This is a genomic window from Micromonospora sp. SYSU B005 (genome assembly GCF_055362685.1).
The window spans coordinates 192,092-207,363 of sequence record NZ_JAXCFU010000003.1 but is presented as its reverse complement, the minus strand read 5'-3'; the positions used below and the strand labels follow the sequence as shown (position 1 = coordinate 207,363).

Sequence of the window (15,272 nt, the reverse complement as noted above, 5' to 3'; positions counted from 1 at the left end):
GCCCGACATCGATGAAGGCCGTCCTGTTCAAGCGTGAGAAGATCAAGAGCATGTCGGAGCTGGACAATCAGCGGCACTTCTGGGACACCGCCGGCGCCGCGAAGACCTTCACCCATCCCATCGACTTCGCATGGTTGTCTCGGCTGCCCTCCACGGCCCGCATCATCGACTACGGCTGCGGTTACGGACGGATCACCGGGCTCGCGCAGCAACAGGGCTTCACCAGCGTCGAAGGCGTCGACACGTCCGCCCGCCTCATCGACAGAGCCCGCCAAAGTAATCCCACACTCAGCTTCCGGGTGCTCCTCAACCCGCCGACGCTGCCTTACCCGGACGCCAGCGTCGACGCGGTGCTCCTCTTCGCCGTTCTCACGTGTATTCCGACAGACACAGGGCAGCAACAGCTCGTCACCGAGCTCACCCGGGTGATCCGCCCAGGCGGGCTGCTCTATGTCAGCGACCTGCTCCTGCAAACCGACCAGCGCAACCAAGCTCGATACCAACAGCATGCCGAAACCTACGGAACCTACGGCGTCTTCGAGACCGACGACGGCGCGATCTGCCGACACCACACTGCCGACTGGCTGCAGAACCTGCTGCTCGACGGGTTCAACATCGACACCACCCGGGAGATCACCGTCGAGACGATGAACGCCAACTCGGCGAACGCCCTACAGATCCTCGCAGTGAAGCGGTGACCTCGTGGACAGAGCAGAATGCCACTGACGAACCCCTGGCTGTCGGAGCCAATGCCGACCAACCGGCTGCCGCGACAAAGGCTTGACGAGCGCATCCTCAACCTGCTGTCCTCGCAGAACATGTGCGTGCTGGCGACCACCGGACCCGAAGGCCCGTTAGCAACACCGGTGCGCTACTACTCGCTCGACTTCGCGATCATGTTCACTGCCGCACCCCGGTCCCCGAAACTGCGCAACATCGCCGCTGATCCGCGGGTCTCCGTGAGCATCTTCGCTCCGCTGGTCGGGCTAGCCAGCAGCCGAGGAGCGCAGCTGTTCGGCGGAGCCCGAGTGCTGTCTCCGGAGCATCCCGAACGGGACCACTACTGGGACGCCTTCCGCTGGGAGAACGAGCACGCCGAACGGGGCCGCTCACTCGCCGAACCGCCAAGCGACACCCTCGTGGTGATCGAGCCGAACCGTATCGTCTACACCGAGCACTGGCTTCGGCGCGAAGGATTCGCGGCACGGCAGTTCTGGCAGCGGACTCCACTGAGCAGGCCCAGCGAGGAAACGGCCAACTAAACCCGGACGGACGAACGGGAGCCGTCCGCGCCAAGTTGTCCCAGCCCTGGCCGACCCCACGTCCGCTGGCCAACTACCTGCGGACCGGACAGCCCGGACATCCCGGGCGGCCCTTTTTCGCGTAGTCCTAGAGCTGGCCGACGTCGGTGATCCGGACCGCCGCCGCGCCGGTCTCGTCCGAGGCGGCCAGGTCGATCTCGGCGCTGATGCCCCAGTCGTGGTCGCCGTCCGGGTCGTCCAGGATCTGCCGTACGGTCCACTTCTCGCGGCCCTGCTCGATCATCAGCAGCGCCGGCCCGCGCGCGTCCGGCCCCACCCCGATCGAGTCGTACGTCTCGAAGTACGGCTCCAGCGCGTCGGCCCAGGCGTCGGCGTTCCAGCCGTCGCCCGCGTCCAGCTCGCCGAGCAGGTCCCAGCGCCGCAGCGCGGCCAGCTCGACGCGGCGGAACATCGCGTTGCGCACCAGCACCCGGAACGCCCGCGCGTTGCGCGTCACCGCCGGCGGCCGGTCGTCCAGCGAGGCGGCCACCTCGGCCACGTCCGACGGGTTGCGCAGCCGCTCCCACTCGTCGATCAGGCTGGAGTCGACCTGGCGGACCAGCTCGCCCAGCCACTCGATGAGGTCGACCAGTTCCTCGGTCTTCGCGTCCTCGGGGACGGTCTGCCGCAGCGTCTTGTACGCGTCGGCGAGGTAGCGCAGCACCAGTCCCTCGGAGCGGGACAGCCCGTAGAACTGGACGTACTCGGGGAACGTCATCGCCCGCTCGTACATGTCGCGGACCACCGACTTGGGGGAGAGCTGGTGGTCGGCGACCCACGGATGGCCCTGCCGGTACATCTCGTACGCGGAGTCCAGCAGCTCGGCGAGCGGCTTGGGCCAGGTCACGTCGTCGAGCAGTTCGAGGCGTGCCTCGTACTCGATGCCCTCCGCCTTCATCGCGGCGACCGCCTCGCCGCGGGCCTTGAACTGCTGCGCGGACAGCACCTGGCGCGGGTCGTCGAGGATCGACTCGATCACGCTGAGCACGTCGAGCGCGTACGAGGGCGACTCCCGGTCGAGCAGTTCGACTGTGGCCAGCGCCAGCGGTGACAGCGGCTGGTTGAGCGCGAAGTCGAGCTGGAGGTCGACGGTGAGGCGCACTCGGCGGCCGGTCTCGTCCGGCTCGGGCAGCTCCTCGACCACGCCGCCGGCGCGCAGCGCGCGGTAGATGGCGATGGCCCGGCGGATGTGCCGGCGCTGCGCGGCCGGGTCCTCGTGGTTGTCGGTGAGCAGGTGCCGCATCGAGGCGAACGCGTCGCCGGGGCGGCCGATCACGTTGAGCAGCATCGAGTGGCTGACCTGGAAGCTGGAGGTGAGCGGCTCCGGCTCGGCCTCGACGAGGCGCTGGAACGTCGGTTCGCCCCAGCCGATCGAGCCCTCCGGCGGCTTCTTCTTCACCACCTTGCGGCGCTTCTTCGGGTCGTCGCCGGCCTTCGCGAGGGCCTTCTCGTTCTCGATCACGTGCTCGGGGGCCTGCACCACGACCCGGCCCAGCGTGTCGAACCCGGCCCGCCCGGCCCGGCCGGCGATCTGGTGGAACTCGCGGGCCTTGAGCAGCCGGGTCCGGGTGCCGTCGTACTTGCTCAGGCCGGTGAACAGCACGGTACGGATCGGCACGTTGATGCCGACGCCGAGCGTGTCGGTACCGCAGATGACCTTGAGCAGGCCGGCCTGGGCGAGCGTCTCGACCAGGCGGCGGTACTTGGGGAGCATGCCCGCGTGGTGCACGCCGATGCCGTGGCGGACCAGCCGGGACAGCGTCTTGCCGAAGCCGGAGGTGAACCGGAAGTTGCCGATCGCCTGGGCGATCATGTCCTTCTCGGCACGGGTGCAGACGTTCACGCTCATCAGCGCCTGGGCGCGTTCCAGCGCGGCGGCCTGGGTGAAGTGCACGACGTACACCGGGGCCTGCTTGGTCTCCAGCAGCTCCTCCAGGGTCTCGTGCAGCGGCGTGGTCGCGTACGAGAAGAGGAGCGGGACCGGCCGCTCGGCCGAGCGGACGACGGCGGTCGGCCGCCCGGTGCGCCGGCTCAGGTCGTCGACGAAGCGGGTGGTGTCGCCGAGCGTGGCCGACATCAGCACGAACTGGGCCTGCGGCAGCTCGATCAGCGGCACCTGCCACGCCCAGCCCCGGTCCGGCTCGGCGTAGAAGTGGAACTCGTCCATGATCACCTGGCCGACGTCGGCGCGGCGGCCCTCGCGCAGCGCCAGGTTGGCCAGGATCTCCGCGGTGCAGCAGATGATCGGCGCGTCCGCGTTGACGCTGGCGTCGCCGGTGAGCATGCCGACGTTCTCCGCGCCGAAGACCTCGCACAGCGCGAAGAACTTCTCCGAGACCAGCGCCTTGATCGGCGCGGTGTAGAAGGTCGTCCGGTCGTCCGCCAGCGCCGCGAAGTGCGCCGCGATCGCCACCAGGCTCTTGCCCGAGCCGGTCGGCGTATTCATGATCACGTTCGCGCCGGAGACGATCTCGATGACCGCCTCCTCCTGATGGGGATAGAGGTCCAGGCCGCGCTCGGACGCCCAGGAGGCGAACGCGTCGTAGAGGGTGTCGGGATCGGCGGTCTTCGGCAGCGCGGCGGTGAGAGTCATGGCGGCTCCCATCGTGCCTGGATCACACCCGGCCGCGCCAACCGGGTTCAGCGCACCGGCTTCAGCGCCGCCGGTGGATCAGGTCGAAGACCTCCCGGCCGGCGGTCAGCGCGCGGCGTTCGAACTTCGTCACCGGCCGGTGCGCCGGGCGGGGCGCGTAGCCGCCGTACACGTCGACCAGCTCCGGGTCGGCGGTGAGCGTCTCGCGCATCGACTCGGCGTACTCGGCCCAGTCGGTCGCGCAGTGCAGCGTGCCGCCCGGCGCCAGCCGGGACCGCAGCAGCGCCACGTGCGCCGGCGCGATGATCCGCCGCTTGTGGTGCCGGGTCTTCGGCCACGGGTCGGGGAAGAAGACGTGCACCGCGTCCAGGCAGCCCTCCGGCATGGCGCGGACCAGGTCCAGCGCGTCGCCCTCGGCCACCCGTACGTTGTCCAGACCGTGGCGTTCCACCAGGTCGAGCAGGTTGGCGATTCCCGGCGTATGGACCTCGACCGCCAGATAGTGTCGGTCCCGGTCGGCCGCCGCCATGGCGGCGGTGGCGTCGCCCATGCCGGAGCCGATCTCCAGTACCAGCGGCGCCCGTCGTCCGAACAGCGTCGTCGGATCGCACGGCCCGTCGAGGGCGGCGATCTCCAGGCCGTACGCGGGCCAGAGCCGGGTGAGCGCGTCGCGCTGCCGCTCGCTCATCCGTCCGCGACGCGGATGGAAGGTGCGGATGCGGCCGGCGGTGATGTCGGGGAGGGTCACAGCGACCCGAGCCTAGCCCGGATCGGATGTGATGTGCGCCCAGGGGTGAGAGGATTCATCCCGTACGCCGGGAGGGGTCATGGGGTCGTTCAGGGTACGTAGGGCGCTGCTGGTCGCGGCCGCCGCGTGCGCCGCCCCGCTGGCCGGCGCGCTGCCCGCCCAGGCCGCGCCGCGCGCCGCCGAACCGGTGCCGGAACAGCCCCCGGCCGACGTGATCTTCGTGGAGGTCACCCCGGGCACCGTCTCGCCCGGCTACCTCGTCGGCATCCGGGCGAGCTGCCGGAACAACACCGTGCCGGCGATCGTCACCTCGGACGCGTTCGGCAGGGTCCAGGTGCAGCCGCAGCGCGGCCTGCTCACCGCCTCGCCGATGGTCCACGAGCGCACCCGGCCCGGCAACTACCGGGTCAAGCTGGAGTGCCCGGGCGGGGAGACCGCCTCCACCATGCTCCAGGTGGTCAAGCAGGGGCAGCCCACCCGGCAGCCGACCCACCCGCCCAGCCACCTGCCCAGCCGCGGCCCGGCGACCGGTTTCGGCGGCACCGCCGGCCCCGGGCTCGGTGGCCTGCTGGTGCCGGTCGGGCTGGCGGTGACAGTGGTCGGCGCCGGGCTCGGCGTGGCCGCGTCCCGCCGGCAGGCCCGCGGCGCCGCCGGACGCTGAGGCCGGTCATGGCCGAGCACTTCGTTCCGCCGCCCGCCGGATCCCGGCGCTCCGGCCGGCCGTTCCTCGCCCTGCCTCCGCCCGCCGCGCCACCGGCCGCCACCGCCCGCCCGTCCCGGGCCGGCCCGCCTGCCGAGGCGGCCCGGTTCTCCAGGGCTGATCCGGCCGCCGCGCCCCGGACCGGCCCGCGCTCGGGGGACAGGCCGGCTGCCGGGACGGGACCGACCGCCGGGACCGGGTCGTCCGCCGGGACGGGACCGACCGCCGGGACCGGGTCGTCCGCCGGGACCGGGTCGTCGGCCGTGCCGGTCTACGGGGCGCGGCCGTGGATGCCGCCGCCCGCCGCGTCGCGACCGTGGTACCCGCCGTCCGCCGATCCGCCGGCCCTGCGCCCCCGGCCCGCCGGGCCGCCGCCTGTCGAACCGCCACCGGCGCCGCCTGGCAGGGAAGACCGGGGCCGGGGCTCCTGGTCGAAGCCGCTGGCAGTGGTGCTGGTGCTGGTCGGCGTGTTCGCCACCGGGGCCGGCCTCGGGCGCACGGCCGGGCCGTTCGACTTCGCCGACGCGTCCACCGAGTCGAGCCGGTCGACCGGGTCGGGTGCGGTGGCCCCGGCGAGTGCCGCCGCGCCGGTCCGGAAGCCGGCGAGCCGGCCGGTACGCCTGGCCGTGCCGGCCATCAAGGTCAACGCGCCGGTGACCCCGGTCGGGCAGGCGAAGGACGGCTCGGTGGACGTACCGCCGCTGACCGAGCACGACCAGACCGGCTGGTACGACAGGGGAGCGGTGCCCGGCGACCCGGGCCGGGCGATCATCGTGGGCCACGTCGACACCAAGAGCGGCCCGGCCGTCTTCTACCGGCTGCGCTCGCTCAAGCCGGGCGCCCGGATCCAGGTGACCCGCGCCGACCGCAGCGTGGTGAGTTTCAAGGTGGACAGCGTCGAGTACTTCGACAAGTCGAACCTGCCCGCCGCCCGGGTCTACGGCGACTCCGGCCCGGCCGAGCTGCGCCTGATCACGTGCGGCGGCGAGTGGGTGGGCGGCCGTACCGGCTACCAGGACAACGTGATCGTCTTCGCGTCCCTGGCGAGCTGACCACCCCCACCCGGCACGTCCCCCGCCCCGAGCGCGTCGATCATGAGGTTTGCGGTGACAAAACGGACGGTGAGTGCCGCCAACTTCATGATCGACCGAAAGAAAGTCAGGGTTTCGCGGGGACCTGCTGGACCACCTCGAACTCCAGCAGGGTGGCGCCGGTGGCGACGGGCTTGCGGGGTTCGCCGCCCTCGGCGTGCGCGGCCCGGGACGGGCCCTGCGCCCACGCCTGATAGGCCTCCTCGCTCTCCCAGCGCGTGTACACGAAATAGCGGGTGTCCCCGGCGACCGGGCGCAGCAGCTCGAAGCCGAGGAAGCCGGGGGAGTTCTCCACCGCGCCGGCCCGGGCCGCGAACCGCTTCTCCAGATCCTCGCCGGCGCCGGACGGGACGTCGATCGCGTTGATCTTCACGACAGCCATGTGTCCACCCTAACCAGCGCCGCGCTCAGAACGTCTCGACGACCGGTGCCAGGTCCGCGTCGACCACGATCGGGGCGTGGTCGGAGGGGCCCTTGCCCTTGCGGGCCTCCCGGTCCACGTACGCGGAACGGACCGTGCGGGCGAACGACGCGCTCGCGTACACCAGGTCGATCCGCATGCCCTTGTTCTGGTGGAACATCCCGGCCCGGTAGTCCCAGTACGTGAACGGGTGCGGCCCCTTCATCGGCGTCGGCACCACGTCCTCCAGTCCCAGGTCGCGCAGCGCGGCCAGGGCGGCCCGCTCGGCCGGGGTGACGTGGGTGGAGGTGACGAACAGCGCCGGGTCCCAGACGTCCGCGTCGGTGGGCGCCACGTTGAAGTCTCCGCAGACGGCCACCGGCAGCGCGCCGGCCACCTCCGGTTCGAGGGCGTCGCGCAGCGCCGCGAACCAGGCCAGCTTGTACGCGTAGTGCGGGTCGTCCGGCGCGCGGCCGTTCGGCACGTACACCGACCAGACCCGCAGCCCGTCGCAGGTGGCCGAGATGGCGCGGGCCTCGGGCTCGGGGAACCCGGGTTCGCCGGGGAAGCCGACAGTCACGTCGGCCAGCCCGACCCGGGACAGCACGGCGACGCCGTTCCATCGCCCGTCGCTGTGGCTGGCCACCTCGTAGCCCAGCTCGCCCACCTCGGCGACCGGGAACGCCCCGTCGGGGCACTTGGTCTCCTGCAGGCACACGACGTCGGGTTTCGTGGTGGCCAGCCAGTCGAGCAGCCGGGGCAGGCGGGCCTTCACCGAGTTGACGTTCCAGGTCGCCAGGCGCATGTCCCCAGCCTGCCGCATCGCCGCCCGCCCCGCCGCCTCAGCGCTCCGGGGTGTCGCCGGGGCGGGTCTGCTCGGCGAGGAAGCGTTCCAGCTCGGCGCCGAGTTCGTCGGCGGTGGGCAGCGGCCCGGTCTCGCCGGCGAGCAGGCTCTTCTCGCCCCGGCCGCGGGCGAACGCGTCGTACTGCTCCTCCAGCGCCTGGACCAGCGTCGCCGCCTCCTCGGTCTGGGTGACCTGGCGGTCGATCTCCACCCGGACCGCCTCGGCCGCGGTCCGCAGCGCCTCGACTGGCAGCAGCAGGCCGGTGCTGCGGGACACGGCGGACAGCAGCGCCTCGGCGGCGGCCGGGTACTCGGCCTGGGCCACGTAGTGCGGCACGTGCGCGGCGAAGCCGAGGGCGTCGCGCCCCTGCTCGCCGAGGCGGTACTCCAGCAGGTGACCGACGCCGGCCGGCACCTGCACCTTCTGCAGCCACGGCTCGTGCCCGGCGATCAGTTCCTTGCGGGTGGCGTGCGCGGTGACGCCGCTGGGCCGGGTGTGCGGCACCGCCATCGGGATCGAGTTGAGCCCGACGGTGAGCCGGACGTCGAGGCGGGCGCTGAGCCCGGCGACGGCGGCCACGAAACGCTCCCACTGCAGGTCCGGTTCGGGGCCGGTGAGCAGCAGGAACGGGGTCTCGTCGTCGTCGCGCAGCAGGTGCAGCTCCAGCGCCGGGGCGTCGTAGGACTCCCAGTGGTCCTCGACGAACGTCATCACCGGGCGGCGGGAGCGGTAGTCGAAGACCTGGTCCACGTCGAAGCGGGCGACGACCTGGGCGTCGAGCGAGGTGAGCAGCTGTTCCCGGGCCAGCCGGGTGGCGTTGCCGGCGTCGACGAAGCCGGTGAGCGCCTGGATCAGCACCGGCTGGCCGAGCTCGGGCAGCTCGTCGGTGAGTTCGTAGAGCTCGTGTGGATCGAGCACCGGTGGGGTCCTCCCTGTCGACGCGTGCGGGGGAGCGCCGAGTGTGCGGACTCCCCGGTTCGGCAAACGTACCGGGGTGGGTGGTCCATTCCGTTACGGCCACGTCCGATGCCCGGATGATGATCACGATTCGGCTACGCCCCGGTCCGGCGACCCATATCCGGATCGTCCGAACGGACGAGTTAGTCGATCATCGGGCGGGACCGGGAGGTCTGCGGCGTTCCTGCCCGCGCCGCCGCGCGCGCCGCCGCCCGGGTGATTTGTCCGTTTCCCGAGGTCCGTGGTCCGGCGGCCCGCGCTGGGGAGGGCCGTCCGCTTCGGAATGGCCAAAGTGTGGCGAGGGCCACCCTTTCGGCCTGGGTGATCCCGGTTTGCCCTGCCTAGCCTCGTCGGATGCGTAACGACGGCAACCTCGACGACCCGTTCGGCTCCGGCCGCCCGGCTGACCGTTCGGACGATACCCCCTCCACCAACCGTTCGACGATGCTCCAGGGACTGGTCCGGCGTACCCGCTTCTGGGCACCCACGAACCCCCGGCCCGGCCGGACGAAGCTGGCGGTCGCCACCGGCGCGGCCTGCTGCCTCGGCCTGGTCGGCGTCAGCCAGGCCGGCTTCGGCGCCCCGGACCGCGCCGCCACCCCGGCGCCCTCGGCGGAGGTCGCCGAGCGCGCGGAGGTCGACCCGGCCTCCCGGGCCATGGCCCGGCCGAGCACCGCCCCCGCCAGCCCCAGCGCCACCCCGTCCGCGACGGCGAGCCCCAAGGCGACCGCCAAGCCCAAGCCGAAGAAGACCGTCCGGCAGATCGTCCCGGTCGCCGGCCTGGACCGCACCCAGATGAACAACGCGAAGAAGATCGTGCAGGCCGGCAAGGAGATGGGCATGCCGCGCCGCGCCCTGGTCATCGCGGTGGCCACTGCCATGCAGGAGAGCACCCTGCTCAACTACGCCAGCGGCGTGCTGCCCGAGTCGCAGAACTACCCGCACCAGGCCATCGGCTGGGACCACGACTCGGTCGGACTGTTCCAGCAGCGCCCGAGCAGCGGCTGGGGCACCGTCGAGCAGCTGATGGACCCGGAGTACGCGACGAAGGCGTTCCTGTCCGCGCTGGCCGAGATCCCCGGCTGGCAGAGCCTGCCGCTCTCGGTGGCCGCCCAGGCCGTGCAGATCTCGGCGTTCCCCGACGCGTACGCCCAGCACGAGTGGCGCGCCGGCAAGGTGGTGGCCGAGATCCTGGGCTGACCCGGACGGGGTGGTTGCCGAAGGGCCGATTCGGGTATCAGGGGCTTGCCGGTCCCAGGTACACATGAAGGGGACCGCGGACGGAGGACACCATGTCGCTGATGCAACGGATCACCGCCTTCCTGCGGTCGCCGCGAGGCCAGCAGCTGGTCGACCGCGGCCGGCGTGAGATGTCGAAGCCGGAGAACCAGGCCCGGCTGCGGCAGATCGCGACCCGGCTGCAGTCGCGCCGGCGCTGACCCGCGTCACCCCCGCCGCACGAGCCCTCCGGAGCCCTTCGTGACCGACCCCGCCCCCGTCGACGGGGAGCCCAACGCCGTCCCCACCGCCCCCGTCCCGCCGGTGGAGGCGCCCGAGGCGCCACCGGCCAAGCTGTGGGACCGGATGCGGGACGACCCGCAGTACGCGCCGGAGCACCTGGCCCTGGAGGCCGTGCGCCGGCTCGGCCCGGAGGCCGCGCAGTGGGCCGCCCGGGAACGGGCGCTGCGGCCGGACGCCCCGCCGGAGCACCTGGCCGACCAGGCGGTCCGCAAGTTCGTCAACCACGCCCGGCTCTCCGGTGCGGTGTCCGGCGCGGCCGGGCTGCCCGGCGCGGTGATCGACGTGGGCGTGCTGGCCTGGACCCAGGCCCGGCTGGTGCTGCACGTCGCGGCCGCCTACGGCGTCGACCCGGCGCACCCGGACCGGGCCACCGACCTGCTGGTGCTCCAGCGGGTGCACAAGGTCGCCGAGACGGCCCGTCTCGCGCTCGGCGTGGCCGCCGGCCGGGAGCGCGCCGGTGCCCTGTTCGGCTCCGCCGGTGACCGGGCGCTGGGCCGGGTGATGCTCCAGCTCGGGGTCCGGCTGGCCCGGATGGCCGGGGTACGTGCCGCCAAGCGGATGTTCGCCAAGGTCGTGCCGGGCGCCGCGATCGTGCTCGGCACCTGGGCCAACTCGGCGGCCACCAAGGAACTGGCCGACCGTACGCGTGCCCTCTACCGCGCCGGCGGTCCCCGGCAGCTACCGGGCCCGCGTCAGCCCTGACCAGCCGGAGGCGTTCCAGGCCACCTCGGCCAGCCGGCCCTGCCCGGTCGCGTTCGGGTGGAACCAGTCGAGCGCGTTGACCTGATCCAGGGTGAAGCGGTGGCGGTGCACCGCGCCGCCGTCCCACCGGCAGCGCGACCCGTACGCCCGGCAGGCGGCGCGCAGTTGCCCGTCGTACGCCTCGATCCGGTCCTTGACGCGGGCCCGGCGGGCCACCGCGGCGGGTGCGGTCGACGTGGCGCCTGCGAGCAGCGACGGGCAGACGCCCCGCGACCAGGCCCGCACGGCGCGGGGCTCGGTGTGCCCGATCTGCCAGAGCCGGTACAGGTCCGGGATGCTGACCACCAGCACCCGGGCCTTCGGCCGGCCCTCGCGCAGCACGCCCAGCGCCGCGTCGACCTGGTCGCGGAAGGTGGCGACCGGCGTCATGTCGTCGACGTCGCCCCGGCAGGCGTCGTTCGCCCCGATCAGCACGGTGACCAGGTCGGCCTTGTCGCGTACCGCCGACCGGGCCTGGCCGGTTAGCGCGGCCGCGCGGGCCCCGGGCACCGCCCGGTTGTACGCCCGCAGCCCCGGCGCGTCGGCGCGCAGCCGCCGGTAGAGGCTCTCCACCCGCAGGCCGTCCCCGGTCGACCAGGAGTTGCGTTCGCAGCTCACCAGCACCAGGCAGGAGCCGTAGCCGGTGCTGACCGAGTCGCCGAGCGCGACCAGCACCCGGGGTTCGCCGGGGGCGGGTGTGCCGGACGGCCGGGGTGACGCCTCGCCGGAGCCGTCACAGGCCAGCGCGACGAGCGCCGCCAGGCAGGCCAGCGCGGCGATCCAGCGTCTCATCGGTCCCCCGTCCGGCGGCGGCAACGGGCGCGTCGACCCTATGCCCCGGCGGGGCCCCGGTGGCGGTTCTGTCGGCTATCGGGCATCGACCACTGTCGTTCACATCTGTCGTGTCGGCGCAGGCCGGCCGTGCAGCCACCGGTGCAGCGCCCGGGTGATCCGGGGCAGCACCAGGTAGGTCATCAGCGGGGTGAGCACGAGCGTCATCAGCAGCGTCCGGCCGGCCAGCGGCACGCCGGCGAGGAACCGGGTGGTCAGCAGCGTGGCGGCCAGGCTGAGCGGGAAGAACGCCAGCCAGATCGTGACCGCCTGCTTCCAGCGCGGCGGCGCGGCCGGTTCCGGCTCGCCGAACGTCTCGACCACGTGGTCCACCGGCGGGTCGAACCAGCCCTCGATGCCGGTACGCCGCTCGACCCGGGTGTGCTCGACCATGCCCTGCGCCGAGCTGAGCCACCAGCGCCGCTGCGGCGAGTCCTCCCAGTCGCGCAGCGTGTCCGCGTCGGCGAAGCGGTACATCACGTGCCACTCACCGGAACCGGGCGCGCTACGGACGAAACCGGCGCCGAGGAAGCCCGGGAAGCTCTCCGCGAGCGCCGTCCCGGCCCGCATCCACGCCACCACCTCGTCGGTACGCGCCGGGTCGGCGCGCCGGGACACGGCGACGGTAACGGGTACGGCCTGCGTCGTGGTCATGCCATCCTCTCCACCGTCCGCGGGATCTCCGCCGGTACCGGCGCCACGATGTAACGCACCCGCTGTCCGGGCGCATCCGGCGCCTGCCCGCCGGGTGTCCCGGATCACCGGCGTTCCCGCCCCGGCCGGTTATCCCCGCCCGTGCCGGGGTAGGCCCCAGGAATGACCCGATCACAGCCCCGCCGTGCCCGCGGCACGGTCGGCCACGCGAACAGCGCCCTGAACCTGCGGCTCGCGCTCGCCACGTTCGGTCTGGTCGTGATGACCGTCTTCGCGGTGCTCGCGTTCGCCGCGAACATCGCCTGGCTGGGTGTCGTCTGCGCGCTGCTCGCCGTGGTGGCGGTGGTCGACCTGGTCGTGATCCAGCGCCGCCGCGCCGCGCGCCGCCGGGAGGAACCGGGCGTGCGGCACTCGCTGTTCGAGTGACAGGAGTACGAGATGCCCATCGCCACCACCAATCCCGCCACCGGACAGGTGCTCAAGACGTACGAGGCGATGTCGGACGAGCAGATCGACGCCGCGATCGAGCGGGCCGACCTCGCCTTCCGGCAGTTGCGCGACACCACCATCGCGCAGCGGGCCCGGTGGCTCGTCGCCGCCGCCGACCTGCTCGACGCCGAGCGCGACGAGACGGCCCGGCTGATGACCACCGAGATGGGCAAGACGTACGCCGCCGCGAAGGCGGAGGTCACCAAGTGCGCCACCGCCTGCCGCTTCTACGCGGAGAACGCGCCCCGGATGCTCGCGGACGAGCCGGCCGACGCCGCCGCGGTCAAGGCGAAGCGGGCATACGTGCGCTACCAGCCGATCGGCCCGGTGCTCGCGGTGATGCCGTGGAACTTCCCGCTGTGGCAGGTGATGCGGTTCGCCGCCCCGGCCCTGATGGCGGGCAACACCGGCCTGCTCAAGCACGCCTCGAACGTGCCGCAGACCGCGCTCTACCTGGAGGACCTGTTCCGCCGGGCCGGTTTCGGAGAGGGCGCGTTCACCACGCTGCTGGTCGGCTCCGACGCGGTCGACCGGATCCTCAGCGACCCCCGCGTGCGCGCCGCCACGCTCACCGGCAGCGAGCCGGCCGGCCGGTCCATCGCCCAGATCGCCGGCCGGGAGATCAAGAAGACGGTGCTGGAGCTGGGCGGCAGCGACCCGTTCGTGGTGATGCCCTCGGCCGACCTGGACACCGCCGCCGAGGTCGCCACCACCGCCCGCTGCCAGAACAACGGGCAGTCCTGCATCGCCGCGAAGCGGTTCATCGTGCACACCGACGTGTTCGACGCGTTCGCCGAGAAGTTCGCCGCCCGGATGGCGGCGCTGCGGGTCGGCGACCCGATGGACGACGGCACCGACGTCGGCCCGCTGGCCAGCGAGCGCGGCCGCGACGAGGTGCACGCCCAGGTCACCGACGCGGTGGACCAGGGCGCGACGGTGCTCTGCGGCGGCGAGAAGCCGGCCGGGGACGGCTGGTACTACCCGCCGACTGTGGTCACCGACCTGCGTCCGGAGATGCGGATGTGGTCCGAGGAGGTGTTCGGGCCGGTCGCCGGGCTCTACCGGGTCGGCTCGTACGACGAGGCGATCGCCGTCGCCAACGGCACCAGCTTCGGCCTCGGCTCAAACGCCTGGACCAACGACCCGGCCGAGCAGGAGCGCTTCGCCGTCGACCTGGACGCCGGCAACGTGTTCATCAACGGCATGACCACGTCCTATCCGGAGCTGCCGTTCGGCGGCGTGAAGAACTCCGGGTACGGCCGCGAACTGTCCGCCGCCGGCATGCGCGAGTTCTGCAACACCAAGACCGTGTGGATCGGCGAGGGCGAGGCCGGCGCGGGCGCCGGCGCCCACTCCGAGTAGACGCGATTGGCCGGACGCCGTCACGGGTAGGAAAGCCCACCATGACGGCGTTCGGCTTCCACGCATCCCACGAGCAGATCCACCCGGCCCGGCTGCTGGAGGCGGTGATCCACGCCGAGCGCGCCGGCTTCGACGCGGCCATGTGCTCCGACCACTTCTCGCCGTGGAGCGAGCGGCAGGGCCAGTCCGGGTTCGCCTGGTCCTGGCTCGGTGCCGCGCTCCAGGCCACGAACCTGTCCTTCGGCGTGGTGAACGCGCCCGGCCAGCGCTACCACCCGGCGATCATCGCGCAGGCCATCGGCACACTCGGCGCCATGTACCCGGGCCGGTTCTGGGCCGCGCTGGGCACCGGCGAGGCCTCGAACGAGCACATCACCGGCGAGGTCTGGCCGCGCAAGGACATCCGTACCGCCCGGCTGCGTGAGTGCGTCGACGTGATCCGGGCGCTGCTGGCCGGCGAGGAGGTCAGCCACGACGGGCTCGTCACAGTGGACCGGGCGAAGCTGTGGACCCGGCCGGAGGAGCCGCCCGCCCTGGTCGGCGCCGCGGTCAGCGTCGCCACCGCGCGCTGGTGCGCCGAGTGGGCGGACGGACTGATCACCGTCAACGCGCCGGTCGAGCACCTGCGGCGGATGATCGACGCCTACCGGGACGCGGGCGGACGAGGCCCGCTGCACCTCCAGGTGCACGTGAGCTGGGCGCCCGAGCAGGAGCAGGCCGAGGCGATCGCGTACGAGCAGTGGCGCAGCAACGTGTTCGCGCCGCCGGTCTGCTGGGACCTGGAGACCCCCGAGCACTTCGACGTGGCGAGCGCCGACGTGCCGATGTCCAAGGTCGCCGAGACCGTGAACGTCTCCGCCGACCTGGGCCGGCACATCGGCTGGCTGGAGGAGTACGTGGCGCTGGGCTTCGACCAGATCGCGCTGCACCACGTCGGGCAGGAGCAGCGCGCGTTCATCGACACGTTCGGCGCCGAGGTGCTGCCGAAGCTGCGCTCCGCCGCCTGATCACACATCGGCCCTTCGCCGCCTAGGCTCGG

General features: G+C 72.6%; 17 protein-coding genes. 10 read left to right on the top strand and 7 right to left on the bottom strand.

Going from position 1 to position 15,272, the window contains the following annotated elements:
• Nucleotides 1-11 precede the first annotated feature (11 nt).
• Both SM452_RS10190 and SM452_RS10185 read left to right on the top strand, forming a co-directional pair.
• Nucleotides 12-698, top strand: a complete 687-nt coding sequence (locus SM452_RS10190; RefSeq protein ID WP_463839777.1) for a class I SAM-dependent methyltransferase — start codon at nt 12-14, stop codon at nt 696-698.
• Nucleotides 699-716: 18 nt separating this feature from the next.
• Nucleotides 717-1,262, top strand: a complete 546-nt coding sequence (locus tag SM452_RS10185) for a pyridoxamine 5'-phosphate oxidase family protein (RefSeq protein WP_463839776.1) — start codon at nt 717-719, stop codon at nt 1,260-1,262.
• Nucleotides 1,263-1,389: 127 nt separating this feature from the next.
• Here the strand turns inward: SM452_RS10185 and SM452_RS10180 are convergent, their stop codons facing one another.
• Nucleotides 1,390-3,894 carry a DEAD/DEAH box helicase gene (locus tag SM452_RS10180; protein ID WP_355507655.1) on the bottom strand — a complete coding sequence of 835 codons (2,505 nt, stop codon included), beginning with the start codon at nt 3,892-3,894 and terminating at the stop codon, nt 1,390-1,392.
• Nucleotides 3,895-3,955: 61 nt separating this feature from the next.
• Nucleotides 3,956-4,582, bottom strand: coding sequence for a tRNA (guanosine(46)-N7)-methyltransferase TrmB (trmB, locus tag SM452_RS10175; RefSeq protein ID WP_318336324.1), 627 nt, complete (start codon nt 4,580-4,582; stop codon nt 3,956-3,958).
• 139 nt (nt 4,583-4,721) lie between these two features.
• Here trmB and SM452_RS10170 point away from each other — a divergent pair, with 139 nt between their 5' ends.
• Both SM452_RS10170 and SM452_RS10165 read left to right on the top strand, forming a co-directional pair.
• Complete coding sequence (locus SM452_RS10170) at nt 4,722-5,303, top strand: hypothetical protein (RefSeq protein ID WP_463839775.1); 582 nt, start codon at nt 4,722-4,724, stop codon at nt 5,301-5,303.
• Nucleotides 5,304-5,782: 479 nt separating this feature from the next.
• A complete protein-coding gene (locus tag SM452_RS10165) occupies nt 5,783-6,394 on the top strand; it encodes a class F sortase (protein ID WP_463839894.1) in 612 nt (203 codons plus the stop codon).
• Between the two features lie 106 nt (nt 6,395-6,500).
• On the opposite strand, the gene SM452_RS10160 is transcribed toward SM452_RS10165, so the two are convergent.
• The 3 genes from SM452_RS10160 to SM452_RS10150 are packed head-to-tail and all read right to left on the bottom strand — an operon-like array spanning nt 6,501 to nt 8,596.
• A complete protein-coding gene (locus SM452_RS10160; protein WP_463839774.1) occupies nt 6,501-6,815 on the bottom strand; it encodes an antibiotic biosynthesis monooxygenase family protein in 315 nt (104 codons plus the stop codon).
• 25 nt (nt 6,816-6,840) lie between these two features.
• Nucleotides 6,841-7,638 carry an exodeoxyribonuclease III gene (locus SM452_RS10155; protein ID WP_355507658.1) on the bottom strand — a complete coding sequence of 266 codons (798 nt, stop codon included), beginning with the start codon at nt 7,636-7,638 and terminating at the stop codon, nt 6,841-6,843.
• Between the two features lie 37 nt (nt 7,639-7,675).
• On the bottom strand, nt 7,676-8,596 hold the full coding sequence (locus SM452_RS10150; RefSeq protein ID WP_135239297.1) for a proteasome assembly chaperone family protein: 921 nt from the start codon (nt 8,594-8,596) through the stop codon (nt 7,676-7,678).
• Nucleotides 8,597-8,989: 393 nt separating this feature from the next.
• On the opposite strand from SM452_RS10150, the gene SM452_RS10145 reads away from it, so the two are divergent.
• The 3 genes from SM452_RS10145 (at nt 8,990) to SM452_RS10135 (ending at nt 10,858) form a co-directional block, all read left to right on the top strand.
• Nucleotides 8,990-9,835, top strand: a complete 846-nt coding sequence (locus tag SM452_RS10145; RefSeq protein WP_355507660.1) for a peptidase M23 — start codon at nt 8,990-8,992, stop codon at nt 9,833-9,835.
• A gap of 92 nt (nt 9,836-9,927) precedes the next feature.
• On the top strand, nt 9,928-10,074 hold the full coding sequence (locus tag SM452_RS10140; protein ID WP_166456378.1) for a hypothetical protein: 147 nt from the start codon (nt 9,928-9,930) through the stop codon (nt 10,072-10,074).
• Nucleotides 10,075-10,114: 40 nt separating this feature from the next.
• Nucleotides 10,115-10,858, top strand: coding sequence for an EcsC family protein (locus SM452_RS10135; protein WP_355507663.1), 744 nt, complete (start codon nt 10,115-10,117; stop codon nt 10,856-10,858).
• On the opposite strand, the gene SM452_RS10130 is transcribed toward SM452_RS10135, so the two are convergent.
• Together SM452_RS10130 and SM452_RS10125 are read right to left on the bottom strand one after the other, a co-directional pair.
• Nucleotides 10,835-11,689 carry a GDSL-type esterase/lipase family protein gene (locus tag SM452_RS10130; RefSeq protein WP_355507665.1) on the bottom strand — a complete coding sequence of 285 codons (855 nt, stop codon included), beginning with the start codon at nt 11,687-11,689 and terminating at the stop codon, nt 10,835-10,837. The genes SM452_RS10135 and SM452_RS10130 overlap by 24 nt on opposite strands.
• 99 nt (nt 11,690-11,788) lie before the next feature.
• A complete protein-coding gene (locus tag SM452_RS10125) occupies nt 11,789-12,382 on the bottom strand; it encodes an antibiotic biosynthesis monooxygenase (protein ID WP_262012293.1) in 594 nt (197 codons plus the stop codon).
• Between the two features lie 162 nt (nt 12,383-12,544).
• Between SM452_RS10125 and SM452_RS10120 the strand changes: the two genes are divergently transcribed.
• From SM452_RS10120 to SM452_RS10110, 3 genes are read left to right on the top strand one after another with little or no spacing between them, the layout of a single operon-like run.
• Nucleotides 12,545-12,808, top strand: coding sequence for a DUF6343 family protein (locus SM452_RS10120; RefSeq protein WP_262012294.1), 264 nt, complete (start codon nt 12,545-12,547; stop codon nt 12,806-12,808).
• A 12-nt stretch (nt 12,809-12,820) separates the two neighbouring features.
• Nucleotides 12,821-14,233, top strand: a complete 1,413-nt coding sequence (locus SM452_RS10115; protein WP_355507668.1) for an NADP-dependent succinic semialdehyde dehydrogenase — start codon at nt 12,821-12,823, stop codon at nt 14,231-14,233.
• A 41-nt stretch (nt 14,234-14,274) separates the two neighbouring features.
• Nucleotides 14,275-15,240 (top strand): TIGR03885 family FMN-dependent LLM class oxidoreductase, encoded by a 966-nt coding sequence (locus SM452_RS10110; protein ID WP_262012296.1) that lies wholly within the window; start codon nt 14,275-14,277, stop codon nt 15,238-15,240.
• Nucleotides 15,241-15,272: the final 32 nt, after the last annotated feature.